At 69.6% G+C, this 25,329-nt stretch carries 20 protein-coding genes; 17 read left to right on the top strand and 3 right to left on the bottom strand.

The window, feature by feature from the left end; translation table 11 throughout:
- Positions 1 to 37 precede the first annotated feature (37 nt).
- Complete coding sequence (locus tag VPH61_RS12745) at positions 38 to 670, top strand: sigma-70 family RNA polymerase sigma factor (protein WP_332063877.1); 633 nt, start codon at positions 38 to 40, stop codon at positions 668 to 670.
- Positions 671 to 676: 6 nt separating this feature from the next.
- On the opposite strand, the gene VPH61_RS12750 is transcribed toward VPH61_RS12745, so the two are convergent.
- Positions 677 to 1,624 (bottom strand): alpha/beta fold hydrolase, encoded by a 948-nt coding sequence (locus tag VPH61_RS12750; protein ID WP_332063878.1) that lies wholly within the window; start codon positions 1,622 to 1,624, stop codon positions 677 to 679.
- 177 nt (positions 1,625 to 1,801) lie between these two features.
- Here VPH61_RS12750 and VPH61_RS12755 point away from each other — a divergent pair, with 177 nt between their 5' ends.
- Together VPH61_RS12755 and VPH61_RS12760 are read left to right on the top strand one after the other, a co-directional pair.
- Positions 1,802 to 2,752: an alpha/beta hydrolase gene (locus tag VPH61_RS12755; protein WP_332063879.1), complete on the top strand. Its 951-nt coding sequence runs from the start codon at positions 1,802 to 1,804 to the stop codon at positions 2,750 to 2,752.
- Positions 2,753 to 2,760: 8 nt separating this feature from the next.
- Positions 2,761 to 4,194, top strand: coding sequence for a DHA2 family efflux MFS transporter permease subunit (locus VPH61_RS12760; protein ID WP_332063880.1), 1,434 nt, complete (start codon positions 2,761 to 2,763; stop codon positions 4,192 to 4,194).
- Here the strand turns inward: VPH61_RS12760 and VPH61_RS12765 are convergent.
- Positions 4,145 to 4,588 carry a GNAT family N-acetyltransferase gene (locus VPH61_RS12765; protein WP_332063881.1) on the bottom strand — a complete coding sequence of 148 codons (444 nt, stop codon included), beginning with the start codon at positions 4,586 to 4,588 and terminating at the stop codon, positions 4,145 to 4,147. The genes VPH61_RS12760 and VPH61_RS12765 overlap by 50 nt on opposite strands.
- A gap of 294 nt (positions 4,589 to 4,882) precedes the next feature.
- Between VPH61_RS12765 and VPH61_RS12770 the strand changes: the two genes are divergently transcribed.
- From VPH61_RS12770 to VPH61_RS12815, 10 genes are all read left to right on the top strand, one after another.
- On the top strand, positions 4,883 to 5,620 hold the full coding sequence (locus VPH61_RS12770; protein ID WP_332063882.1) for an alpha/beta fold hydrolase: 738 nt from the start codon (positions 4,883 to 4,885) through the stop codon (positions 5,618 to 5,620).
- Between the two features lie 190 nt (positions 5,621 to 5,810).
- Positions 5,811 to 6,692 carry an RNA polymerase sigma-70 factor gene (locus VPH61_RS12775; RefSeq protein WP_332063883.1) on the top strand — a complete coding sequence of 294 codons (882 nt, stop codon included), beginning with the start codon at positions 5,811 to 5,813 and terminating at the stop codon, positions 6,690 to 6,692.
- On the top strand, positions 6,679 to 7,044 hold the full coding sequence (locus VPH61_RS12780) for a hypothetical protein (protein WP_332063884.1): 366 nt from the start codon (positions 6,679 to 6,681) through the stop codon (positions 7,042 to 7,044). Before VPH61_RS12775 ends, VPH61_RS12780 begins: the two co-directional genes overlap by 14 nt.
- 99 nt (positions 7,045 to 7,143) lie before the next feature.
- Positions 7,144 to 7,905: an SDR family oxidoreductase gene (locus VPH61_RS12785; protein ID WP_332063885.1), complete on the top strand. Its 762-nt coding sequence runs from the start codon at positions 7,144 to 7,146 to the stop codon at positions 7,903 to 7,905.
- A 6-nt stretch (positions 7,906 to 7,911) separates the two neighbouring features.
- A complete protein-coding gene (locus tag VPH61_RS12790; RefSeq protein ID WP_332063886.1) occupies positions 7,912 to 8,697 on the top strand; it encodes an SDR family oxidoreductase in 786 nt (261 codons plus the stop codon).
- A gap of 39 nt (positions 8,698 to 8,736) precedes the next feature.
- On the top strand, positions 8,737 to 9,498 hold the full coding sequence (locus VPH61_RS12795) for an SDR family NAD(P)-dependent oxidoreductase (protein WP_332063887.1): 762 nt from the start codon (positions 8,737 to 8,739) through the stop codon (positions 9,496 to 9,498).
- A 29-nt stretch (positions 9,499 to 9,527) separates the two neighbouring features.
- Entirely contained in the window at positions 9,528 to 10,184 is a 657-nt protein-coding gene (locus VPH61_RS12800; RefSeq protein ID WP_332063888.1) for a TrmH family RNA methyltransferase, read from the top strand.
- Positions 10,185 to 10,197: 13 nt separating this feature from the next.
- Entirely contained in the window at positions 10,198 to 11,214 is a 1,017-nt protein-coding gene (locus VPH61_RS12805; RefSeq protein ID WP_332063889.1) for a magnesium and cobalt transport protein CorA, read from the top strand.
- Between the two features lie 69 nt (positions 11,215 to 11,283).
- On the top strand, positions 11,284 to 11,652 hold the full coding sequence (locus VPH61_RS12810; RefSeq protein ID WP_332063890.1) for a nuclear transport factor 2 family protein: 369 nt from the start codon (positions 11,284 to 11,286) through the stop codon (positions 11,650 to 11,652).
- A 168-nt stretch (positions 11,653 to 11,820) separates the two neighbouring features.
- Positions 11,821 to 12,159, top strand: a complete 339-nt coding sequence (locus VPH61_RS12815) for a hypothetical protein (protein ID WP_332063891.1) — start codon at positions 11,821 to 11,823, stop codon at positions 12,157 to 12,159.
- Between the two features lie 152 nt (positions 12,160 to 12,311).
- Here VPH61_RS12815 and argG read toward each other — a convergent pair whose 3' ends face one another.
- Positions 12,312 to 13,739, bottom strand: a complete 1,428-nt coding sequence (gene argG / locus VPH61_RS12820) for an argininosuccinate synthase (RefSeq protein WP_332063892.1) — start codon at positions 13,737 to 13,739, stop codon at positions 12,312 to 12,314.
- A gap of 196 nt (positions 13,740 to 13,935) precedes the next feature.
- On the opposite strand from argG, the gene VPH61_RS12825 reads away from it, so the two are divergent.
- The 4 genes from VPH61_RS12825 (at position 13,936) to VPH61_RS12840 (ending at position 25,288) form a co-directional block, all read left to right on the top strand.
- Positions 13,936 to 15,402, top strand: a complete 1,467-nt coding sequence (locus VPH61_RS12825; protein ID WP_332063893.1) for a S8 family peptidase — start codon at positions 13,936 to 13,938, stop codon at positions 15,400 to 15,402.
- Positions 15,403 to 15,537: 135 nt separating this feature from the next.
- Positions 15,538 to 16,089 (top strand): DUF3151 family protein, encoded by a 552-nt coding sequence (locus tag VPH61_RS12830; protein WP_332063894.1) that lies wholly within the window; start codon positions 15,538 to 15,540, stop codon positions 16,087 to 16,089.
- Position 16,090: 1 nt separating this feature from the next.
- Complete coding sequence (locus VPH61_RS12835) at positions 16,091 to 17,377, top strand: adenylosuccinate synthase (RefSeq protein WP_332063895.1); 1,287 nt, start codon at positions 16,091 to 16,093, stop codon at positions 17,375 to 17,377.
- A 159-nt stretch (positions 17,378 to 17,536) separates the two neighbouring features.
- Positions 17,537 to 25,288, top strand: a complete 7,752-nt coding sequence (locus VPH61_RS12840; RefSeq protein ID WP_332063896.1) for a DUF5979 domain-containing protein — start codon at positions 17,537 to 17,539, stop codon at positions 25,286 to 25,288.
- Positions 25,289 to 25,329 lie beyond the last annotated feature (41 nt).

The following is a 25,329-nucleotide window of genomic DNA, read 5'->3' on the forward strand; positions in this document are numbered from 1 at the left end:
CACTCGTCGTGCACGCCTTCCCGATTGTGTGGGGTCCATGGGATCCACTGCATTCGCTCCGGCGCCGGACGCCGCATTCGGTCTGACGACCTTCATCGAGGGCCGACGCCGCCTCTTCGGCATCGCCTACCGGATTCTCGGGAGCCCCGTCGAGGCCGAGGACGTCGTGCAGGACGTCTGGCTGCGCTGGCAGCTGTGCGACCGGGCGAGCGTCCGCGAGCCGATGGCCTACCTGGCGACCGCCACGACCCGCGCCGCGATCAACGTGCTGCAGAGCGCCCGGGTGCGCCACGAGACATCCTTCGAGCCGTTGCTCGACGGCGCGGCTGCCACGTCGGAGGAACCGGGCGCCGATGTCGAGCGGGCGGAAGCCCTCGAACGCGCCACGTACCTGATGATGGAGCGGCTCACGCCGGCCGAGCGAACAGCCTTCGTGCTGCGCGTGGGGTTCGACTACCCCTATACGCACATCGCCGCCCTCATCGAGACGACCGAGGCTGCGGCCCGGCAACTCGTCAGCCGTGCCCGCAAGCACCTCGCGGTCGCGACGGAGCGAGCCGTCGACCGCTCAGCGCATCAACGGCTCTTCCGCGCGTTCATGAGCGCCGCACGCGGGGGCGACGCACGCCGGCTGGAGATCGTGCTCACCCAGTCGTCCGCGTGCGCGTGATCATCGTCAGTCGGCGACCGCGGTGGCAGCGGGCCGCCGTTCCGCCAGCTCTGCCGCGCTGAGAATCGCTGCGACGAAGTCCGACGGCGCCTCCTGGGGGAGGTTGTGGCCGGCGTGGGGAACCTGCCGATGCTCGTGCGGGCCGGTGAAGCGAGCACCGGCGGTTGCGGCGTCCCGCGCGGGGAAATTGCCGTCGGCGAGTCCGTCGAGGGTGACCGTCGGCACGGTGATCGAGGGAAGCTGCGCCAATTGCGCCTCGAGGCGGGAGTACTCGGGTGCACCGGGCACGTGGAACAGCCGGTGCCGGTAGGAGTGGATCACGACGTCGACGAAGTCGGGGTTGTCGAAGGCCGCTGCTGCGCGGTCGAGGTCGGCATCGCCGAATGCCCAGTCGGGGGAGTTGCGACGCCAGATCACCTCCGCGATGCCGCGGCGGTTCTCGGTCAGCCCCGCACGGCCCCGCTCGGTGAGGAAGTAGAAGAAGTACCAGAACCCCGCCTCCAGGTCAGGCCGGATCGGCTGCATCGACGTGCTGATGTCCTGGATGAGGTAGCCGTTGACGGAGACGAGCGCGGTGACGCGCTCGTGTCGGAGCGCCGCGACGACGCACGCGGCGCGGCCGCCCCAGTCGTATCCCGCGAGGATCGCCTGCGGGATCTGGAGCGCGTCCATGAGCTCGATGACGTCGTGCCCCAGAGCCGCCTGCTGGCCGCTCCGCGGGACGGCGGTGGTGCGGAATCGAGTGTCGCCGTGCCCGCGGAGGTAGGGCACGATGACGCGGAAGCCGGCGGCGGCCAGCGCCGGTGCCGCATCGATGTAGCTGTGGATGTCGTAGGGGAATCCGTGCAGCAGCAGTACCGGCTGCCCGTCCTCGGGCCCGGCCTCGAAGTAGGCGACGTCGAGGTGCGGCGTCGCGACGTGTCGCAGCGGCTCGAGTCGGGGTGTCGCGCTCATGGTGTGCTCCTTCACGTTGCCCGCATCAGGTTCCGACGGAACCCGTCACGAGCTTCGACCGGCATCGGCCGACGGTTGTGACGCCCGTCACAGCTCGACGTGCCGCCCGGTCGTAGTGGGCAGGGGCATCCGCCGGGTGCGCCGTTCGCAGCACCACTCGATCTGGAAGGCACGATCATGACCACGCACGTTCTCGACCCCGAGGCGCAGGCGATCGCCGACGCGACCTCGACGCCCCCGTTCCTCTATCAGCTCGGCGCCGACGGCGCCCGCAAGGTCCTCGACGACCTGCAGGCCGTCCCGATCGCGAAGCCCGACGTCGACGAGGAGTGGATCACCGTTCCCGCTGCCGTCGGCGACGTGCAGGTGCGGATCGTCAAGCCGGTCGGTTCGACCGGCCTGCTGCCGACGATCCTGTACATCCACGGCGGCGGGTGGGTCATCGGCAACGCGGCGACCCACGACCGGCTCGTGCGTGAGATCGCCGTGGGGGTCGATGCCGCGGTCGTCTTCGTCGAATACGATCGCTCGCCGGAGGCGCAGCATCCGGTCGCCATCGAGCAGGCCTACGCGACCGCGCAATGGATCACGGCGTCCGGGGCCGAGAAGGGGCTCGACGCGACGCGCCTGGCGGTGGCCGGCGACTCGGTCGGCGGCAACATGACCGCGGTGGTCGCGATCCTCGCGAAGCAGCGCGGCGACGTGTCGTTCGTGCACCAGTCGCTCTACTACCCCGTGACCGATGCCGCCCAGGACACCGACAGCTACCGCGAGTTCGCCGACGGCCCGTACCTGACGGCCGCCGCCATGGCGTGGTTCTGGGACAGCTACCTGCCGGATGTCGCGAAGCGGGCCGACATCACCGCATCGCCCCTTCGCGCGACGACCGAAGAGCTGACCGGTCTCCCCGAGACGTTCCTCATCACCGACGAGAACGACGTGCTCCGCGACGAGGGCGAAGCGTACGCGCGGCGCCTCGTGGAGGCCGGCGTCCGCACCACGAGCGTGCGCTACAACGACACGGTGCACGACTTCATGATGCTGAACCCGCTCCGCCCCTCGCCCGCCGTCACGGCCGCGGTCGAGCAGGCGGTGCACGTGCTGCGCAAGGCCCTCGGTCGCGCCTGAGGATGATGATGGCCACCTGGACCACCGCGCCTCAGCGCACCGTGCTGGTCGTGGCGATCCTCGCCTCGTTCACCGCGTTCCTGGATGGGAGCGCGGTGAACGTGGCGCTGCCGGCGATCAGCGACGAACTCGGTGGCGGGCTCGCGTCGCAGCAGTGGATCGTCGACGCCTACCTCCTGAGTCTCGGGGCGTTCATCCTGCTTGCCGGCTCACTCTCCGACGTCTTCGGCCGCAAGCGCGTGCTCATGACCGGCCTCGTCGGGTTCGGGCTCACGTCCGTGGCCTGCGCGGTCGCGCCGACGGTCGAGACGCTGATCCTCGTGCGCGGCCTGAAGGGGGTTTTCGGCGCCCTCCTGGTGCCGAGTTCGCTCGCCCTGATCCTCGACGCCTTCAGCACTGAGAAGCAGGGCCGTGCGATCGGGCTCTGGACCGCGTTCACGAGCATCGCCTCCATCGCGGGGCCGGCGCTCGGCGGGGTGCTCGTCGATTCGCTGTCGTGGCGATGGGTGTTCGGCATCAACGTGCTGCCCATCGCACTCGGTGTGGTGCTCGCGCATCGGCTCGAGAACGACCCGCCCCGATCGTCCGCCGCGCACGTGGACATCGTCGGCGCGCTGCTCGGCGTCGCGGGGCTCGGGCTGCCCGTGTTCGTGCTCATCGAACTCCCGCGATTCGGGTGGGGGTCGCCGCTCATCGTCGGTGCATCGGTCGTCGGTCTCATCAGCGCTGTCTCGTTCGTCGCGTGGGAACTGCGGACGCCGCAACCGATGCTGCCGATGGCGATCTTCCGCGCGCGGAACTTCTCCGTCGGCAACGTCGCGACGTTCTTCATCTACGCCGGGCTCTCGCTGGGCACGTTCGCGCTCGCGGTGTTCCTGCAGCAGAGCGCCGGGTACTCGGCCACGATGACCGGTCTCGCGATGGTCCCGTCGAGCCTGGTGCTGATCGGCCTCTCCGCGTACATCGGACGACTGAGCGGCCGCGTCGGCCCCAGACTGCTGATGGGCGTCGGGCCCGTGATCGCGGGCGGCGGCTTCGCGCTGATGCTCGCCATCACCGACGAGGCCGACTACCTCACGCAGGTGCTTCCCGCCGTGATCGTCTTCGGACTCGGCATGGCCGTCACGGTCGCACCGTTGACCGCGACGATCCTCGGCGCGGTCGAACCGTCGCACGCGGGCATCGCCTCCGCGACGAACAACGCGGTCTCCCGAGTGGCCGGCCTGATCGCCATCGCGCTCGCCGCGACGCTGGGCGGATCCGTGAGCATCGATCTCGACAGCTTCCACCGGCTCGTGGCGTCGTCGGCGATCGCGATGCTCATCGGCGGTGCGATCTCCGCCGTCGGCATCTGGGACTCGACGAACCGCGTCGCCCCCGCACTCGGGCGTGCTACTGCTCCGGTGCGATCAGGTCCGCGTACTCGAGGTTCTGGGCGATGAACGCCGCGACGACCGGACACCGCACGGTCACGTGCAGCCCTCGTTCGCGGATGTCATCGAGCGCATCGGCGATGAGGTCTGCAGCGATGCCGCGCCCGCGGAACTCGGGGGCCACGGTCGTCGTGAGCACGATGATCCGGCCATCGACCAGGTCGTAGCGGAAGCTCGCGATCTGCCGGCCGTCGATGGTCGCGGCGTAGACCCGCTCGTCGACATGGTGGTGCACCATGATCTCGGCGTCGGTGTCCGCCGAGGGCCGGTCGACCTCGCGCACGGTGCCGGCCGTCGCCTCGTCGATGAGGGTCACGGTGCCCTCGTCGAGGAAGCCGGCCCCGTCGGGGTACCCGGCCGCATCGGGGTACTCGATCCGCTGGTCACTGTTCGTTGCGCTCATCATGTCCTCCAACGCTCGATCACGAAAGGCGACAGGCACCGGCGGCGGGTGGGACCAGTCGTACTCTGCTTGGCGCAACCTCTGTCGAAGCCGCCTGAAACCCGGTGTTCCCGCTCTTGCCTCACGACTCGGCCGAGCCTGTCATCAGCAATGACCGGGCCGGCACTCGAGTTGTGACGCGGCAGCCAGAGACGCGGCAGCCCGAGAGTGGTCCGGTCACAACCGGCCGGCCCGTTCGGTCTGAGCTGATATCGCCCCGCAGACGGCGGGAACGGTTCGAGAAGGGGAACAGCCATGTCAGATCAGAAGCCGACCGTCGTGCTCGTGCACGGCGCATTCGCCGAGTCCGCCAGCTGGAACGGGGTCATCGCGGCCCTCTACGCCGAGGGCGTCACCTCGGTCGCGGTCGCCAATCCGCTCCGCAGCCTCGCGGGAGACGCCGCCTACGTCCGCGACGTGATCTCCTCGATCGACGGGCCCGTCGTGCTCGTCGGCCACTCGTACGGCGGCCTCGTGATCAGCGAGGCATCCGCTGGAAACGACCAGGTCGCCGCCCTCGTGTATGCCGCGGCGTTCGTGCCCGAACCCGGCGACAGCGCCTTCTCGCTCTCGGCCAGCGAGCCCGGCTCGACGCTCGGCGACGCCCTCGACGCGCGCCCGGTCTCGACGGGCGGCATCGAGTTCGTGATCCGCCGCCCGTTGTTCCGCGACCAGTTCGCGGCCGACGTGCCCGTGCAGGTCGCGGGCCTGATGGGCGCGACCCAGCGCCCGGTGACCGAGGCGGCGCTCACGGATGCCGTGCAGGCGGCGATCCCCGGCTGGAAGGATCGCCCGTCATGGCACGTCTTCGGCAGCGAGGACCGCAACATCCCGGTCGCCGTTCACCGCGCCGGCGCCGTACGCGCGGGCTCGCGCGGTACGACCGAGCTGACCGGCACCTCGCACGCCGTCAGTGTCTCGCAGCCCGAGGCCGTGGCAGCCACGATCCTCGAGGCGGTTCGAAGCGTGAGCGACGAGCGCGTGGCAGCATAGGCGGCGATCCGCGCGTCTTGTCGACATCGGGTGCACGGGGCCGTTCGCGGACTCGTGCACCCGATGTCGCCGGCACGACCCGCCGAGAATCCCCGACTGATTTTTCCGGAGGGTGTCACAAGCGCGCCGCCCATCCGGTCTCAGTTGGAAGGACTGTTGACGTCCGTCCACCGACTGACAGGATCAGATCATGGAAGCGAACCTCGCCGATGCGCTCGCCGTCTTCCAGGCCGTGCGCGGGCGGCTCTTCGGCATCGCGTACCGCATGCTCGGCAGTGCGAGCGAGGCCGAGGACATCGTGCAAGAGGCGTGGCTCCGATGGCAGGGCACCGATCGCACGGTCGTGCAGGACGCGCCGGCCTTCCTCGCCACGGCGACGACGCGTCTCGCGATCAACGCGCTGCAGTCGGCGCGGAGCCGGCGCGAGACCTACATCGGTCCGTGGTTGCCGGAGCCGGTCGATACGAGTGCCGACCCGACCCTCGGCGCCGAGCGCGCCGAGGCGCTCGGCTTCGCCGTGCTCGTGATGCTCGAGCGCTTGACCCCGACCGAGCGGGCCGCCTATGTGCTGCGCGAGGCGTTCGCCTACCCGTACGAGCAGATCTGCGAGATCGTCCAGGTCTCCGAGGCAGCGGCCCGGCAACTCGTCTCTCGCGCGCGGAAGCACCTCACCGGCGAACGCCGGCGCGAAGTATCCCAGTCCGAACAGCGTCGGCTCCTCACCGCGTTCCTGGCGGCCGCGAAGACCGGCGACCTCCACGAGTTGGAGCACCTGCTCTCCGCAGACGTCGTGTCGTACACCGACGGTGGCGGGGTCGTGCGCGCGTCGAAGTTCCCGGTCGTCGGGCGCGAGCGCGTCGCGAAGTTCATCCGCGCCTTCCACACGCACTTCTGGAACGGCGTGGAGATCACCGAGGCCGACACGAACGGCCAGGCGTCGGTGACGCTCTCGAAGGACGGCGCCACGTTCGCCGTGATCACCCTGGTCGTCGGTGCGCAGGGCATCGATCAGGTCCTGTGGATGATGAACCCCGACAAGCTCGGGGCAGTGACCGCTCGTGCCGCCGTATGACCTCGCCGCCCGCCTGCGTGCCGCGCTCGACCATGGAGACGAGCTGGCACTGGCGGGTGCCCTGCACCGCGACGTGACCATCGTCGTCGATTCCGGCGATGAGGCCGGCGGCGAGCTGCGCGGACGCCGGCACGTCATCCGCGAACTCCACAGCCACCAGACGCGGCATCCGGATGCCTCGTGGCTCACGGTGCACGTCAACGGGCAGGCGGGTCTCGCGCTTCGACGACCGACCGGAGAGGTCGTCGGCGTGCTCGGCATCGATGGTACGACCGCGATCGCGACCCTGTGGCTCTGCACCTCGCCGCTGAAGCTCGCCGGCTGGAATCGCCGCCGACCCGAGGTCGACTGACGAATTTCAGAAGCGTCGTCACAGATCCGGTGGGTACCCGGTCTGAGCTTCATGACGGCAGCGGAGAAGAGCCGCGGCCCTGACGGAAGGCACCCAGTCATGAAGATCGTCGTCATCGGAGGCACCGGCCTCATCGGTTCCAAGGTCGTCGAGCACCTCGCCGAGCACGGCCACGAGGCCGTCGCCGCGTCGCCGAACTCCGGGGTGAACACCATCACCGGCGAAGGGGTCGCCGACGTGCTCGCGGGTGCGAACGTCGTCGTCGACGTGTCGAACTCGCCGTCATTCGCCGACGACGATGTGCTCGCATTCTTCACGACGTCGACGTCGAACCTGCTCGCCGCCGAACGCGAGGCGGGCGTGACGCACCACGTCGCCCTCTCGATCGTGGGCGCAGAGCTGCTGCCGGCGAGCGGCTACCTGCGCGCCAAGGTCGCACAGGAGCGGCTCATCGAGGAGTCCGGCGTGCCGTTCTCGATCGTGCGGGCGACGCAGTTCTTCGAGTTCGCCGGGCGCATCGCCGACGAGGCGACCGTCGACGGCGTGGCCCGGCTCAGCACCGGCCTCATGCAGCCGATCGCGGCAGCGGATGTCTCGGCCGCCGTCGCCCGCGTCGCCGCCGGTGACCCGATCAACGGCACGCTCGAGATCGGCGGGCCCGAGCGCTTCGGCCAGGACGAGTTCGTGCGCGTCGGACTGACCGCGAAGGGCGACTCCCGTACGGTCATCGGCGACCCTGAGGCGCCGTACTTCGGCACGAAGCTAACGGGCACCGAACTCGTGCCGACGAGCGATGGCGCAGAGCTCTCGACGACGACGTTCGCCGAATGGCTCGCCGCCCAGTCGGCTCCGGTGAAGTAGCCCGCCATGCGCATCTCGGTCATCGGCGGCACCGGCCTCATCGGCACGCGACTCGTGGCCCGGCTCGTCGCCGACGGCCACGACGTGGTCGTCGCGTCGCGCGCGACGGGTGTCAACTCCTACACCGGCGAGGGCCTCGCGGAGGCTCTCGCCGGTGCGGAGGCGCTCATCGACGTCTCGAACTCCGACTACCTCGACGAGGTGGCCGCGAACGAGTTCTTCTACGGCTCGACCCTGAACCTGCTCACGTACGGCGCCGCGGCGGGCGTGCCCCATCACGTGGCGCTCTCGGTCGTCGGCACCGACCGGCTCGCGCGCACCGAGGGCGGCTACTTCGCCGCGAAGGCGGCGCAGGAGCGGCTCATCCGTCAGTCGGGCAGGCCCTACACGATCGTGCACGCGACCCAGTTCTTCGAGTTCATCGCGAACATCGCCGATGCCGGCACGAACCGAAACGTCGTGCGACTCTCGCGGGCGCTGTTCCAGCCAATGTCCGCCGACGACGTCGCGGCGGCGGTGGCCTCGGTCGCCGTCGAGGCGCCGGCGAACCGGGTCGTCGAGTTCGCCGGCCCAGAGCAGTTCCGGCTCGAGGAGCTCGTGCGGCGGCGCCTGCGCGACCGCAACGACCTGCGCGACGTGAAGGTCGATCCGCTCGCCCGGTACTTCGGCACCGACCTCGAGGAGCGCGAGCTGCTTCCCGGCCCCGACGCGACGATCGCACCGACCCGGTACGACGACTGGGTCGACGCCGGCGGTCGCCCGAACGTGGCGCTCGAGGGCACGCCGGCGTAACGCGACCGCCGGGAGAAGACACCGTTGAAAGGACCCGTAGTGAACTCCGAAGCATCCCGTGACGTGCAGCGCCCGCTCGACGGGAAGGTCGTGCTCGTCACCGGGGCGTCGTCGGGCATCGGCCGCGACACCGCGCTGGCCCTGTCGGCGGCAGGCGCGCAGGTCGCCATCGGCGCTCGCCGCATCGACCGCCTCGCATCCCTGGTCGAGGCGGCACCCGGCGAGGTCGTGCCGTTGCAGCTCGACGTGACCGACCCGGTGTCGGTGCAGCGCGCCGTGAGCGAGACGGTCGGTCACTTCGGCCGGCTCGACGCCCTCGTGAACAACGCGGGCCTCATGCAGAGCGGCCTGATCCTCGACGCCGACGTGAGCGAATGGCGGCGCATGGTCGACACGAACCTCCTCGGCTCGATGTATGCGGTGCACGCCGCCCTTCCGTTCCTGCTCGAGTCGAAGGGCGCGGTCGTGCAGGTGTCGTCGACCGCCGCACGGTCTGCCTCGCTCGGCAGCGGCGTGTACGCCGCCACGAAGTTCGGCATCGGCGCCTTCTCCGAGTCGCTGCGGCAGGAGGTCACGCGCCGGGGAGTCCGCGTGATCGTGATCCAACCGGGGTTCGTCGACACCGAACTTACGAGCCACATCACTGATCCGACCATGCAGGCTGCAGCCGCCGAGATCGCGGCGTCGATGCGCACCCTCCGCCCCGACGACATCGCCGCGGCGATCATCTACGCGCTCGGCCAGCCCGAGCACGTCTCGGTCAACGAGATGCTCGTTCGCCCGACCGATCAGGTGCAGTAGCGGCACTGGAAGACGGATAGCGTGGCAGGGTGAACGCAGAGCCCAGCGAATCGAGCGGCGACGAGCCCGGCCTGACCCACGGCGTCGGGCCGTGGCCGGGCGGCGAGGCCGAGTGGCCGGAGGAGCCGCACTTCGACACCGAGCTGCTCGAGCACGGCGACACCCGCAACGTCATCGACCGCTACCGGTACTGGCGCATGGAGGCGATCGTCGCCGACCTCGACGAACACCGGCACCCGTTCCACGTCGCCATCGAGAACTGGCAGCACGACATGAACATCGGCTCGATCGTGCGGAGTGCCAACGCCTTCGCCGCCGACACCGTGCACATCATCGGCCGCCGCCGCTGGAACAAGCGGGGCGCGATGGTCACCGACCGCTACCAGCACGTCGTCTACCACCCGGATGTCGCGGCCTTCGCCGAATGGGCGCACGAGGCATCCGTGCCCGTGATCGCCGTCGACAACGTCGAGGGGTCCGTGCCGATCGAGGCGTTCGCGTGGCCCGAGCGCTGCGTGCTGCTCTTCGGGCAGGAGGGGCCGGGCCTCTCACCCGAGGCCACCGCCGCGGCGGACGCGATCGTCGAGATCACGCAGTACGGCTCGACCCGCTCGCTGAACGCGAGCGCCGCCGCGGCGATCGCGATGCACTCGTGGGTGCTGACGCACGCCGTGCCGGAGTCCTGACAGACTGGGCCCGATGACGGTCATCGACAATGCGATCTACCGCGACGGCACGCGCGTCGCGACTCCGGCGACCCTCGATGAGACGTTCGAGCGACGCGCCGAGCACGGCGGCTTCGCGTGGATCGGGCTCTACCGGCCCACCGACGCCGAACTCGACGCACTCGCCGCGGAGTTCGGCCTGCACCCGCTCGCCGTGGAGGACACCCGCAAGGGCCACCAGCGGGCCAAGCTCGAACGCTACGGCGACACGCTCTTCATCGTGCTGCGTCCCGCCCGCTATCTCGACGACGTCGAGCAGGTGGAGTTCGGCGAGCTGCACATCTTCATCGGACCCGACTTCGCGATCACCATCCGCCATGCCGAGTCGCCGAACCTGGCCCAGGTGCGCCACCGGCTCGAGTCCTCGCCGGAGCTGCTCGCCAAGGGCCCCGAGGCGGTCCTGTACGCCGTGCTCGACCAGGTCGTCGACGAGTACACCCCGGTCGACTCCGGTCTCGAGAACGACATCGACGAGATCGAGGAGCAGCTCTTCTCGGGCGACCCCGCGGTCACCCGGCGCATCTACGACCTCGCGAGCGAGGTCATGGAGTTCCAGCGGGCGACGCGGCCGCTCGTCGTCATGTTCGACGCCCTCGAGCGCGGCTTCGAGAAGTACGCCGTCGACCTCGAGCTGCAGCGGTACCTGCGCGACGTGAAAGACCACGTGATCCGCATCGTCGAGCGCGGCGACACGTTCCGCCAACTGCTGCAGAACGCCCTGCAGGTGCACTCGACACTCGTTGCGCAGCGGCAGAACGAGGAGACGAGAACTCTCTCCGAGACCGCGCTCGCGCAGAGCGAGCAGTCGAAGAAGATCTCGAGCTGGGCGGCCATCATCTTCGCCCCCTCGCTCATCGCCGGCATCTACGGCATGAACTTCACCTTCATGCCCGAGCTCGGCCAGGGCTGGGGATACCCCTTCGCACTCGTGCTCATGTTCGGGTTCGCGGGCGTGCTGTACGTGATCTTCAAGCGCAAGGGATGGCTCTGATCGCGGTCGTCTCGCGGTCGTTTCGCGCGGCCTCTTCCCGCGGCATCCGTTCGCGGTTACCGTTGGGGCATGACCGAGATCACTGACGATCTGCCCGCTCGACTCATGCATGAAGAGCACGCCGGATGGCGGGCGCTCGTCGAGGGCCGGGGCGGTGAGCACTACCAGCGTGCGATGACCCGTGACGCGCTCATGATCGTCGACGGCGCCGCATTCGGGCGCGACGAGATCCTCACGGCGATGCGGAGCGCTCCGCCGTGGGACGAGTACCACCTGCACGAGCCGGCGGTGATCCGGCTCGGCGATCGTGCCGGCATCCTCGTCTACCGGGCCGTTGCCCGTCGCGGCGACGACACCGTGAACCTCCGCATGTCGACGACGTACCTCATCGAGGGCGGCTCCTGGCGGGTGGCTGCGCACCAGCAGACGGCTGCCTGACCGGTTCATCCGCGGTCAGCGGCGTCCCCCGGTTTGGGGTACGCCGCTTGCGCAGCATCGGCCTACCCTTCAGGTGTGCGCGTTACCCACCGACTCCGGCATCCACGCCGGTTGCGGCGCTCTTCTCGCGGCGGCACCTGTAAACCCGAGTCGAGGGGAGACTCACCGATGTCAACCACCACACGCCGCCTGACGGCGGGGATCGCCGCGCTGCCGTTCATCGCGATCAGCGTGCTCGGGGCCGGCGCGGTCGCGAACGCGACCTCACCGGTCGACGGCGACCACAAGGTGCCGTACTGCCACGCGACCCACAGCGACAAGAACCCGTTCGTCTTCATCGAGACCGCCAAGATCGCCGTCGTCAAGGCGCATGCCAAGCACCAGGACGAGGAAGACGTGTATCCCGGCTTCTGGTACGACGACCACGGAACAGCGACCTGGTTCGAGGGTCGCGGCGACCCTGAATTCGCCGAGAACGGCTGCACCGGAGAACGTCCTCCGAGCTGAGCATCTGCCCGGCTCGGCGGTCGATCAGCAGGGGGAAGCGATCGACAGCTCGGGTGGGCCGCCCGGGGGGACGGCTCGCCCGAGTGATCTCGCGCCGCGGGCGCGGCGGACGAGCACCCGCAAGCGCCGCGGAGGCCCGTGCTCGCCCGGCGTCAGTCGGTGCCGAGGTCGAACGCAGACGCCTCGTTCGCGGCATCCGTCGCCGCTTCGAGCTCGGATTCTGCCGGACCCGCGAGGATCTCCGCGGCATCGCGGGCCGTGAGGTCGCCGACGAGCGCTGCCGTCGCGCCGCCCACGAGGTTCAGTTTCGCGTACTGCTCGAGGCGGGCACGTGAGTCGGCGATGTCGAGGTTGCGCATCGTGAGCTGCCCGATGCGGTCTTCAGGGCCGAATGCCTGGTCACCGACGCGCTCCATCGAGAGCTTCTCGGCCTGGTAACTGAGCGAGGGACCCGTCGTGTTCATGATCGTGTAGTCGTCGCCGCGGCGGAGGCGGAGCGTCACCTCGCCCGTGACGGCCGAGGCGACCCAGCGCACGATCGACTCGCGGAGCATGAGCGACTGCGGGTCGAGCCAGCGGCCCTCGTACATGAGGCGGCCGAGTCGGCGGCCCTCGTTGTGGTAGTTCGCGATCGTGTCTTCGTTGTGGATCGCGTTCAGGAGGCGCTCGTAGGCGATGTGCAGCAGGGCCATGCCCGGTGCCTCGTAGATGCCGCGCGACTTCGCCTCGATGATGCGGTTCTCGATCTGGTCGCTCATGCCGAGGCCGTGACGGCCGCCGATGGCGTTCGCCTCGAGCACGAGCGCAACGGCGTCATCGAACGCGACGCCGTTGAGGGCGACGGGGCGGCCCTGCTCGAAGCGCACCGTGACGTCTTCGGTCGCGATCTCGACGTCTTCGTCCCAGAACTTCACGCCCATGATCGGCTCGACCGTGGTGATGCCCTCGGAGAGCTCTTCGAGCACCTTGGCCTCGTGCGTCGCGCCCCAGATGTTCGCGTCGGTCGAGTACGCCTTCTCGGCGGAGGCGCGGTAGGGGAGGTCGCGCTGCTGCAGCCACTCGCTCATCTCGGCGCGGCCGCCGAGCTCGGTGACGAAGTCGGCGTCGAGCCACGGCTTGTAGATGCGCAGGCGCGGGTTGGCCATGAGGCCGTAGCGGTAGAACCGCTCGATGTCGTTGCCCTTGTAGGTCGAGCCGTCGCCCCAGATGTCGACGCCGTCGTCGAGCATCGCGCGCACGAGCAGCGTGCCCGTGACCGCGCGGCCGAGCGGCGTTGTGTTGAAGTACGCCTTGCCGCCCGAGCGGATGTGGAAGGCGCCGCACTGCAGCGCCACGAGGCCCTCTTCGACGAGCGCGGCCCGGCAGTCGACGAGGCGGGAGATCTCGGCTCCGTACTCGATGGCGCGACCGGGAACGGCCTCGACGTCGGGCTCGTCGGGCTGACCGAGGTCGGCCGTGTACGTGCAGGGAACTGCACCCTTCTCGCGCATCCACGCGACCGCGACTGAGGTGTCGAGGCCGCCGGAGAAGGCGATGCCGACGCGTTCGCCGACGGGCAGGCTGGAGAGGACTTTCGACATGCCCTCCAGCCTACTTGCCGGTCGCACCGTGCAACGGCGTGCCGACGCCGGCCTCTGGCCGTGACGCCCGAGCGGCAATAGACTCGCGCCACCCGGCCGGGCGGCGAACCACGCCGCCCTCGTCGCATCCGCTGGACGGGCCGGACCGCGGGCCGACCCGGCCCGCAGGACTCAACTCGTGTCGAAGGAGACAGGGATGAACAGAACCAGACTGATCGGGGTGGCATCGGCCGCCGCTCTGGCGATCGGCCTCATCGGGGCAGCAGCCGCACCCGCAGCCGCGGCGCCCGCCGCGGCCACCGGGCCGGAAGCCGGCTACCTCGTGCTCGCGCCGCAGGGCAAGAGCACCGCGAAGGCAGCTGCGCGCGTCGCCGCTGCGGGAGGCACGGTCGTGGCCTCCTACGAGCAGATCGGCGTGCTCGTCGTGCGCTCGACGAACACGGCGTTCAGCACCGCGGTCGCCGGGGCGGGCGTCGAGTCCGTCGCCTCGACCGAGGGGCTCGGCACGACGCTCGTCGACGATGACGAGGCCGTCGCCGTCGCCGTCGACGCCTCCGCGGTCGAAGCCGCCGGAGACCCGACGGGCGAGCAGTACTGGGGCCTGCAATGGGACATGCAGCAGATCGACGTCGCCGAGGCGCACGCGATCACGACGGGTGACCCGTCGGTCGTGGTCGGCGTGCTCGACTCCGGCATCGACGCGACCCACCCCGATCTCGCGACGCAGGTCGCGAAGGACCAGAGCGCCTCGTGCATCGGCGGCGTCGCCGACACGACGGAGTCCGCGTGGAGCCCCACGACCTCCGACCACGGCACGCACGTCGCCGGCACGATCGCCGCGGCCATCAACGGCGTCGGCATCGCCGGTGTCGCCCCCGGCGTGAAGGTCGCCTCGGTCAAGGTCGTCGACGACGACGGCTTCATCTTCCCCGAGGCGGCGATCTGCGGCTACCTGTGGGCGGCCGACCACGACATGCCCGTCACGAACAACAGCTACTTCATCGATCCGTGGGAGTTCAACTGCGTGAACGACCCGCGTCAGCGGCCGGTGTGGCAGGCCGTGCAGCGCGCACTCGCGTACTCCACGTCGCAAGGCACCCTCACGGTGGCCTCGGCCGGCAACAGCAACGTCGACCTGCAGCACAAGTTCATCGACTCGTCGAGCCCGAACGACGGCAGCTACCCGGTCGAGGACCGCACCATCACCGGTGCGTGCCGCGACCTGCCGGCAGAGGCACCGGGCGTCGTCACCGTCTCGGCGGTCGGCCCGACCGAGCAGAAGAGCTACTACTCGTCGTACGGCCTCGGCGTCGTCGACGTGACGGCTCCCGGCGGCGACACCCGGTTCCGCACCGGCGGGGCCGTCTCCACCCCGAGCGACGGCGTGCTCTCGACCGTGTACCCGGGCGGCGGCTGGGGCTACAAGCAGGGCACCTCGATGGCCGGCCCGCACGTCGCCGGCGTCGCGGCGCTCGCCGTGTCGGCGCACCCGGGCATGAACCCGGGCGCGCTCGCCGCGCTGCTCGAGCGTACGTCCGAGTCGCTGCCGTGCCCCGACGGCGTGTACGAGCCGCGCCCGGGCTACCCCGCCACCTGCATCGGCGGTGAGCGCAACGGCTTCTACGGAGCCGGCAACATCAACGCGCTGAACGTCGTGCAATAGCGAGACCGAGCGGATGCCGCAGCGAGGGGCCGGGCCGGATGGTTCGGCCCCTCGTGGTTTCGGCCCGGCCCGGCTCAGCCCGGCCCCGCCGCGCCTCCTCCTCAACCCGCGAGGGGGCTCACGATAAGGTGGAGTGTGACTCCAGACCAATCAGCACCGGAGCCCGAGGCTTCGCTCGCCGATGAACCAGAGGTGCGCCAGGCGCTCGCCGAAGGCGACCGGGCGTCGGTGGCAGCGGTCGTCGCGGCGCATCCATCGTCGCCGCTCGCCTGGACCGAGCTCGCCGACCTCGCCGATTCCGAGGGCCGCACGATCGAGTCCTTCGCCTTCGCCTCCGTCGCGGCCGACCTCGCCCGCGAGCAGCTCATCGCCGGCGGGTGGCAGCCGGGCGACCCCGTCCCGTGGTCCGACGAGCCCAATCGCGCGTACCTCCGCGCCCTCGACACGCAGCGCCGCGCCGCCGACGGCCTCGGCCTCGACGAGCGCGCTGCACGGCTCGCCGACGAGCTCGCAACCGCCGACCCCGAGGCGCCCGCCCGCATCGCCTCGGAGTTCACCCCGACCCAGCTGATCACGATCGTGGGCGGTGCCGCGGTGCTGTTCGAGCCCGCGACATCCGCTGAGGCGATCGTCGGCGACCCGATTGCAGAACCCGCCGCGACCGACGCAGCGGCAGGAGAGGACTGACATGCCCGCAGCCGTACTCATCGGTGCACAGTGGGGCGACGAGGGCAAGGGCAAGGCGACCGACCTGCTCGGCTCGCGCCTCGACTACGTCGTCAAGTTCAACGGCGGCAACAACGCCGGGCACACCGTCGTCATCGGCGAAGAGAAGTACGCCCTGCACCTGCTGCCGTCGGGAATCCTGACGCCGGGGGTCACACCGGTCATCGGCAACGGCGTCGTGGTCGACGTCGAGGTGCTCTTCGAAGAGCTCGAGGGCCTCGAGGCCCGCGGCGTCGACGTGTCGAAGCTGCGGATCTCGGCCAATGCCCACCTCATCACCCAGTACCACCGCACGCTCGACAAGGTGACCGAGCGGTTCCTCGGCAAGCGCCAGATCGGCACCACGGGCCGCGGCATCGGCCCCGCCTACGCCGACAAGATCAACCGCGTCGGCATCCGCATGCAAGATCTGTTCGACGAGAACATCCTGCGGCAGAAGGTCGAGGGCGCGCTCGACCAGAAGAACCACCTGCTCGTGAAGATCTACAACCGTCGCGCGATCGCCGTCGACGAGATCGTCGACGAGATGCTCGCGTACGTCGACCGGCTGCGCCCGATGGTCACCGACACCGCGCTGCTGCTGCACCAGGCGCTCGAGCGCGACGAGACCGTGCTCTTCGAGGGCGGCCAGGCGACCATGCTCGACGTCGACCACGGCACCTACCCGTTCGTGACCTCGTCGAACGCGACGAGCGGCGGTGCGATCACCGGCTCGGGCATCGCGCCCAACAAGATCGACCGCGTCATCGCGGTGGTCAAGGCCTACACGACCCGTGTCGGCGCCGGCCCCTTCCCGACCGAGTTGTTCGACGAGTGGGGCGACTTCCTCACCGAGCAGGGGCACGAGTTCGGCACCACCACCGGCCGCAAGCGTCGCACCGGCTGGTACGACGCCCCGATCGCCCGGTACGCCGCGCGCGTCAACGGCGTCACCGACTTCGTGTTGACCAAGCTCGACGTGCTCACGGGCATCGAGCGCATTCCCGTCGCCGTCGCCTACGAGGTCGATGGCGAGCGCGTCGACGAGGTGCCGGTCTCGCAGTCCGACTTCCACCACGCGAAGCCGATCTACGAGGAGTTCCCCGGCTGGACCGAAGACATCTCGGGCGCCCGCGAGTTCGCCGACCTGCCCGCGAACGCGCAGTCGTACGTGCGCGAACTCGAGGCGATGAGCGGATCCCGCATCTCGGCGATCGGCGTCGGCCCAGGCCGCGACGAGATCGTCACCCTGCACGACCTGCTCGGCTGACGCGAGAGCGCCGACGAGCGGGCGTTCGAACGCCGGCGGCGGTCAGCGAGCCCTTCCTTCCCCCCGTCCACCCTCGGTAGGGTCGAATCGGGCGCGCGATTCATCGTCGCTCGGATCAGCCCAGGGGCGGCCGTACGGCCGGGGGGCGAGGGGGACTAGATGTCGATCATCCGTCGAACGCTCGCGGGCGTCGTGGCAGCCGTCTTCGCGATCGGGCTCACATCCCCGGCTGTGCTGCCGGCCGTCGCGGCACCGGATGACGCCGTCTTCCTCCTCACGAAGACGGTCAATCCCGACACCTCCCCGTACGAGCCCGGCGAGCAGTTCAGTTACACGATCGAGCTGACCTGCAACAGCAACCTCGTCGACACGTGCGTCGACGCCGTGCTCGCCGACACGCTGCCGGAGCCCCTGATCTTCGATCCGTCGGTGAGCCCGGCCGTCTCCGTGAGCGGCGGCGGCACGAGCGCGGTGGCGACCGGCGACCGGGACTTCACGGTCGACTTCACCACCCAGGGCGGTGCCGGCATCGGGCAGCCGGCAGGAACGAAGGCCTCGATCACCGTCTTCGTGCAGGTGCCCGAAGACATCAGCGCCGACTACAACGGTGCGAGCGTCGTCAACACGGCCTTCGCGACCGGCACGAACGCACTGCCGGAGGATGCCTCGTCGACGATCACGCTCGAAGTGCCCGAGGTGCTCGACTCGACCGTGCAGAAATCGGTCGACGACCACCAGCCCGACGGCGCGCCGGGCATCCCGGCGCTGCCCGGACAGCCGGTCGACTACACGATCGGCGGCGGCAACGCCTCGAACCGCTCGGTCGACGAGATCGTGGTGCAAGACCCCGCCGCCGGTGTCGCAAGCCCGTTCGACTCGTACTTCGACTTCACCGGCATCACTTCGATCACCCCGCCGGCGGGTGCCGACCAGGTCGAGATCGAGTGGCTCGACGAGAACGGCGACTGGCAGGTCGCCTACGCGACCGGGCCGATCCCGACCGACTTCACGGGCATCCCCGACGTCGACCCGCTCTCCGACGTGAAGGGGCTGCGCTTCACCTTCAGCTCGTCGACCGGCCAACTGCCGCCGACGCCGGCGGGCGAGGAGGCCTCGATCGGCATCGGCGCCGCGACGAACGCCACCGTCGAGGAGATTCCGCGCGACCAATCGGTGACGGTGCCGAACACCGCGTCGTCGCACATCGTGGTGCACGGCGACTCGAGCATCCCGAAGACCGCCCCGGGCGATGCGGTCGTCTCGAACACCGGACCGTTCGTCGACACCGAGAAGACCTTTGCGAACCCGAACCTCCTCGCAGGTCAGCAGACCACCGCGACGATCACGTCGACCAACGGCTTCCGCCCCGTGACATCCATGGTCATCCAGGAACCGACGCCCGGCTCGCCCGACCTCGGCGAGCAGGGCCTCGACTTCGTCGGCTTCACCGACGGCGTCGTGTGGCCGCCGAATGCCACCGGCGCCACGGTGACGTACGTCTACGACGACGGCACTGACGAGACGCTCACCGCGGACGCCCCGAACACCCTGCCCGACCCCACGAAGGAGGGCGTCGTCGGCTTCACGGTGACCTTCACGGGCCCGATCATCCAGAACGCCGCCGCCACGTTGCCGTTCACCGTGACGGCGCAGCCCGTCGACACCGAAGACGTCGTGAGCACGAACGACACGACGTCGACCGTCACCGACGAACTCGGGCTGACGGGCACCGATGCCGATTCGGCCGACATCACACGCCAGCCCGGCCGCGTCTCGACGACGGTCGAGAAGAACATCGCGCGCGACGAGGTGTGGGCGGTGCCCGGCACGACGACCGACGTGAGCTTCCACGGCACGGTGAACGACCAGGCTCCGAACCCGTCGACGATCGGTTCGGAGTACCTGATCATCAGCGATCCGCCGAACCCGGCACCGGGCGACCCGGTGGCGCCGTTCTGGAACGCCTTCGACGCGAGCCAGATCGTCGCGGGAGTGCCGGCCGACGCCGACCTCCAGGTGCAGTACTGGAACGGCGACGAATGGGTGAACCTGCCCGGTGGGCAACTCGACGGTGAGGGCACCCTCGTCGTGACGATCCCGGGTGACCTGGAAGACGACATCGAGGGCATCCGCTTCGTCTACACGCCGAAGCCCGGTGAGCTGCTGCCGCCCGGATTCCAGGTCACGCCGTCGATCACGGTCGAGACGCGCGAGGAGTTCCGTGACGGCACCTCGGGTTCGGTCGCCGATGCCGCCGCGGCCGCGAACCCGCTGAACGTCGCCAACACCGCCGGTTCCGAGGTCGAGAACCCGAACGACACGAGCCCTGACGACAACACGGCGACCGACGACGACGCGGTCGACCTGAAGCCGATCGACGTCGGTCCAGGTCCCGATCTGCTCGAGAAGCACTGGCTCGTCGATCCCGCCGACCCGCTCTTCGCGTTCAGCGACGATCGGCGCACGGCCCGCGTCTCATGGTCGACCGAGGGGCTGCCGTTCGACTCCGTCGCGATCACCGACGACCCGACGGCGGGCCCGGGCTACGGGGATGCCGCGATCGCGCAGTCGGCCTTCGACGCCTGGAACCTCGTCGAGATCGCCGCGATCGACGCATCATCCGACCCGGTCATGGCATACGACCGGATCGCCTCCGTCGAACTCTTCAACGGCGACACCGGCGAGTGGGATGACGTGACCGTCGCTGCGTGCGGTGACGGCACGGCCTGCGACGGCGCCTTCCCCGGATACACGCTCGAACCCGGCGAGATCGAATCCACTCGAGCCGTGCGCATCACCTACGAGGAGGGATCGCACCGCGGGGGAGCCACCGGCCCCGTCGTCGGGTCGGGCGTCGCGGCGTCGTTCGACCACTCCCGCAACCTCGACCTCGTGTTCGAACTGCGCGACTTCAAGCGCAGCGACGGTGGCCCAGTGACGGGGACGCTGCACACCGAGGACTTCAACTCAGGGCAGCCCGGCGTCGTGAACAACACTGCCGGTGTCGTCGGCGACGGGCCGGCGCCGATCGACGAGATCGACGACGACTTCATCACGATTCTCGACGCAACCGTCAACGTCTCGGTGTCGAAGACCTTCGACCAGGATTCGCTGCCCGTGCCGCCCATCACCGAGCCGCAGTCGCGCTACCCGCTCGTGAACGCGACGATCACGGCGCGCAACGAGACCGAGACCTCGGTGGCGACGCTGCAGATCACGGATCCGGCGCCCGGCTCGGCGACCGACATGTACGAATTCCTGAACCTCTATCGCATCGACTCGATCACGGTGCCGGCCGAGGCGACCCAGTCGACCGTCACGCTCACGCGCGAGGGCGGTGCCGATGATGCGCCGATCTCGATCGACGCTGCGCTCGCCCTCGGTCACCAGGATCTCGATGATGTCATCGGTGTCACAGTGCTGCACACCGATCCTGCCGGCGTGGAGATCCTGAGTACGGAGCAGAGCACCGTGCTGCTGACCTACCAGCTCCGGAAGACGGAGCGCAGCACTCCTGCGAACCTCGTCACGACGGCCGACCTTGCGACCAATGTCGCCGGCGCCGAGGTCACCCGGCCCGGCGGACAGGCGGGCATCGACGAGGCATCCGGCACCGCCATCGCCACCCTGCCGTTCGTCGCGGCGGAGTACGGCGTCGACGCGCAGAAGAGCATCGAGCCCGAGTGGCGCTACGAGGACGAGCCGCGCGAGGGGTACACGGTGAGCCTCACCGGGCAACCCACCGGTAACGTGCGCACGACCGTCCTGACGATCACCGACGCCGAGGCGACGTTCTGGAACGCCTTCGAATTCGCTTCGTTCCCCGTGGCGACGCTGCCGCCGAACCTGCACCAACTGCGTGTCTCGACGCTCACCGGGGTCGAATGGGCGATACAGCCGGTGACGAATCGGCTCGTGTACACCTGCAACGGCTCGGCGGACCTGACCGACTGTTGGGTCGTCGGCGAGTGGCAGGATGCCGCGGCCGACAGCACCGTGCAGCCCGTGCTGCCCGACGGCGTTGCCGACGCCGATGTTCGGGGCTTGCGATTCGACGTCCGCGTCGACCCCGACTTCACGAACTGGGAGAACCCGGTCAACCCCATCGTGCCGATCGCATTCATGGCCGACCGGCTCGAGTTCCTGCACGTCGGCCCGACGGGTCAGGTCGACTCGGTGCCCGTGCCGACGACGCAGCCGGGTCAGCCGACGGCGCCGGGTGAGACGGCGCCGGGCACGATGACCGATGTCGTGGAGGTGCACGGCACGGGATCATGGGTGACCGGTGGCGGCACGGCCTGGGAGGCTGACGACGCTGCCACCGATACCACTCAGCTGCTGCACCTGCAGAATGCGATCACGGTCGAGAAGACGCCCGGCAACGGCTCGGATGGCGCGGCGTCGCAGCAGTTCCCGCCGGCGGGCGGCATCCCGTACCGCATGACCGTCACCAACACCGGTGATTGGCCGATGACCGGACTCGAGCTCGCCGACCAGGTGGCGACCGACGCGGGCGGCTCACTGCTCGTGCCCGTGCCGGGTGCGGACCCCGTGTTCGGGTTCACGCTCACGGCGGCCGACGGCACAGAGCGCGATGCGAGCGGATTCTCGGGCGAGCTCGACACCGCCACCGGCGTCGTGGCGATCACCGTGCCAGATGGCTTCCTCTTCGAACCGGGAGACGTGCTCGTGATCTCGGCCGCACTGCAGTTCCGACCCGGTCTCGCGCCCGGGACCCCGGTCGGCAACACGATCTCGGTGACGAGCGACCGCACGTTCGATACGTGCGAGTCGACCGCGTTCGCGCAGCCGGTTCCGGCGACGCAGGTCGTCGAGGAGTGCGCCGCGAACACCACGGTCAATCCCACGGCTGCGGCGCCCATCTCGATGCAGAAGGGCGTGCGAGGTGTCGGAGCCGGCATTCCCGGCGCCGCCCCGGGCGACGCGAACTACAACGACCTCGGGGTGCTCAACACCGCAGACCCGACCTCGGCCGAGGCCTGCGCCGAGCCGAACGGGATGATCCCCGGGTACTACCTGAGCACTTGCGTACCGATCACCCGCCCGGGCGGCATCGAGCGGTGGGCGATCGGGTTCACGAACCTCGGCAACGTTCCGGTCGAGTCGATCGGCGGCATCGACGTGCTGCCGGCCGTCGGCGACACCGGTGTCACGATCGGCACGAACCGCGGGTCGGAGTGGTCGCCGGTCCTGCTGGGCAACGTCACGATCCTCAACCCGACGATCACCTTCAGGAGCTACTACCTGACGACGGTTCCGGTGCTCGACTGCAATGCGGCCGACATCGAGTTCAGCACTCGCACGACGGCGATGCCGAGCGACCACCCCTGCTTCGGCGACGTGAGCACTCGCGACTGGATCGAGTTCACGAACGGCACTCCGGCAGCCGAGCTCGCCCAGGCGAAGGCGATCAAGATCGTCGTGATCTGGCCCGACGGCGGGGGCCTGCAGCCCGGCGCGTCCGGCGGGCTCACGTTCGACACGCAGACGCCGTACTCGACGCCCGCGGCGGCCGACGGCGGCCTGCCGATCGCCTGGAACGCGGTCGCGGCGGGATCGCGCGCCGAGTTCGACGCGCAGGAGATCTATCAGGGTCCGGTCGAACCGGTGCGCTCGGGCGTGGCGGTGCCGACCGGAGACATCGCGCTCGAGAAGGCCGTCGTGCTTCCCGACGACTGGCCCGCCGACTGGCAACTGCCCGCCTCCTACGACTTCGATGTGCAGTGCACCTCGGGCGGCGAGCCGGTGGCCGTCGTCGACGGGGAAGGCGACCCGGTGTCTCCGGTGACGGTGCCCGCCGACGGCAGCCAGGTCGTCGTCGGCCCGGGCACGAACCTGCCGATGTACTCCGAATGCACCGTGCAGGAGATCGCGGCGCAGGGTTCCGCCGTCACCTACGATCCCGTCGGCGTCGACGACCGTTCGGGTGCGGTGACGGCACGCCGCGACCTGACGACTCGACCGGACATCCACCACCCGGCATCCGATGGCGCTGAGCTTGAGCAGGTGACCGTCACGAACACCTACGAGCTCGGCGGGTTCGAGGTGAGCAAGGACGTCGACAACGGCGGTGCGCAGAATCAAGACGGCGAGGGCATCGTCTACGACACGGTCTACCGCTTCACGGCGAGCTGCGAGTTCAGCGGCGAGACGGTGCTCGACGTCGAGTTCGAGTTGCGGGCGGGTGAGTCGCTGCCGTTCTCGCCCCTGCCGGTCGGTGCGGTCTGCACGGTCACGGAGACCGATCAAGCCGGCGCCGACACCTCGATCGTCGTCACCCAGAACGGCGTCGAGAGCGAACTCGGCGACGTCACGAGCGCGGAGTTCACCGTGCAGCCCGACGACGAAGCGGGCCAGTCGGTCACGCTCGTCGCCGTGACGAACACCTACGCGGTCGGCTCGGTCGAGATCGTGAAGTCGGTCACCGGCACTGGCGCCGACGCGTGGGGCGGCACGTTGGGCGACTTCGAGGTGCGCCTCGTCTGCACCCTCCCGGCCGCCGACCCCGACACGGTCTACGACGGCACGCATACCCTGACGAAGGATGCCCCGGGCGACATGTGGCTCGTCGAGACCCTGCCCACCGGTGCCGTGTGCGACGTCACCGAGATCGACGACGGCGGTGCCACCGAGTCGTCGGTGACGCCCGAGATGCCGATCGTCATCGGTGACGATACCGCCGGCGAGCCTGTGCAGGTCGACATCGAGAACGAGTTCCGAACGGGCGGGCTGAACGTGCTCAAAGAGGTCGGAGGGCCGGGCGTGCCCGAGTTCTCGACCGGTCCGTTCGTGTTCCAGGTGATCTGCACCTACGAGGGGCAGACCGTCACCTCGGTCGACCTCGTGGTGATCGGCGAGGAGGATTCGAGCGGCCCGTTCACGAGCGAAACCGTCTCTGGCATCCCGGTGGGTGCCGAGTGCACCGTCACCGAGGTCGACAACGGTGGCGCTGACGAGACGCCGGAGCCGGTGACCGTCATCATCCCCGACCAGGAGACCGAGGGCGCCGAAACCGTCGTCACTGCCGGATTCGTCAACCACTTCTCGCTGGGCCTGCTCGGGGTCGCGAAGGAGGTCGACGGTGAGGCCGCCGACGCTGAATGGGTGCAGGACGCCGTGTTCACGATGCAGGTGACCTGCGAGCTCGACGTCGGCGGGATCCGCACGACCGTCTACTCCAGTGCGATCGAACTGGTTGCCGGCGACATCGAGCCGCTGCGCGGCGCTGACGGCAGAGTCGTGCGGCTGCCGGTCGGCACGCACTGCTACGGCACGGAGACCGATCCGGCCGGAGCGACATCGTCGAGCATCGACCACGATTCGTATGACGACGCGATCATCGTCGAGGCGCAGCCGCTTCCGCAGATCCTGCTCGTGACGGCGACGAACACGTTCGAGTACGGCGAGATCGAGCTCGAGAAGACGATCAGCGGATCGGTCGAGGCAGCGGACGGCATGTCGTTCACGGTAGAGATGACCTGCACGCTCGACCGCGGCTCGAACAACGAGCCCTTCATCGCCATCGACCATGAGCGCGTGCAGATCGCCGGTGGCCAGACGGTCGCGTTCGACGAGCTGCCGGTCGGTGCGGAGTGCTGGGCTGAGGAGGTCGACAGCGGAGGCGCCATCGAGGTTACCGTGAGTGCGACCGCGGCGGACCCGGCGGTCGTCGGCGGCGACGAGATCGTCACCATCGCGGTCGACAACCGCTTCGCCCCGCCGCTGCCCGCGACGGGCTTCGACGGCGACGTGCTCGCCGCCCGCCTGACCTGGGCGCTGCTCCTCACCGGCGGCGGGCTGGCACTCGTCGCGTTCGTGCTCGTGCGACGCCGGCGGGATGAGGTCGCAGCGATCCGCAACAGCAACAGCAACAGCAGCAACCGCCGCTGACGCTGTCGCTGAGAACGAGGAACGCCCGGCCGGATGTCCCG

The sequence above is a fragment of the Agromyces sp. CCNWLW203 genome, from assembly GCF_036576125.1.
Taxonomy (GTDB): Bacteria; Actinomycetota; Actinomycetes; order Actinomycetales; family Microbacteriaceae; genus Agromyces.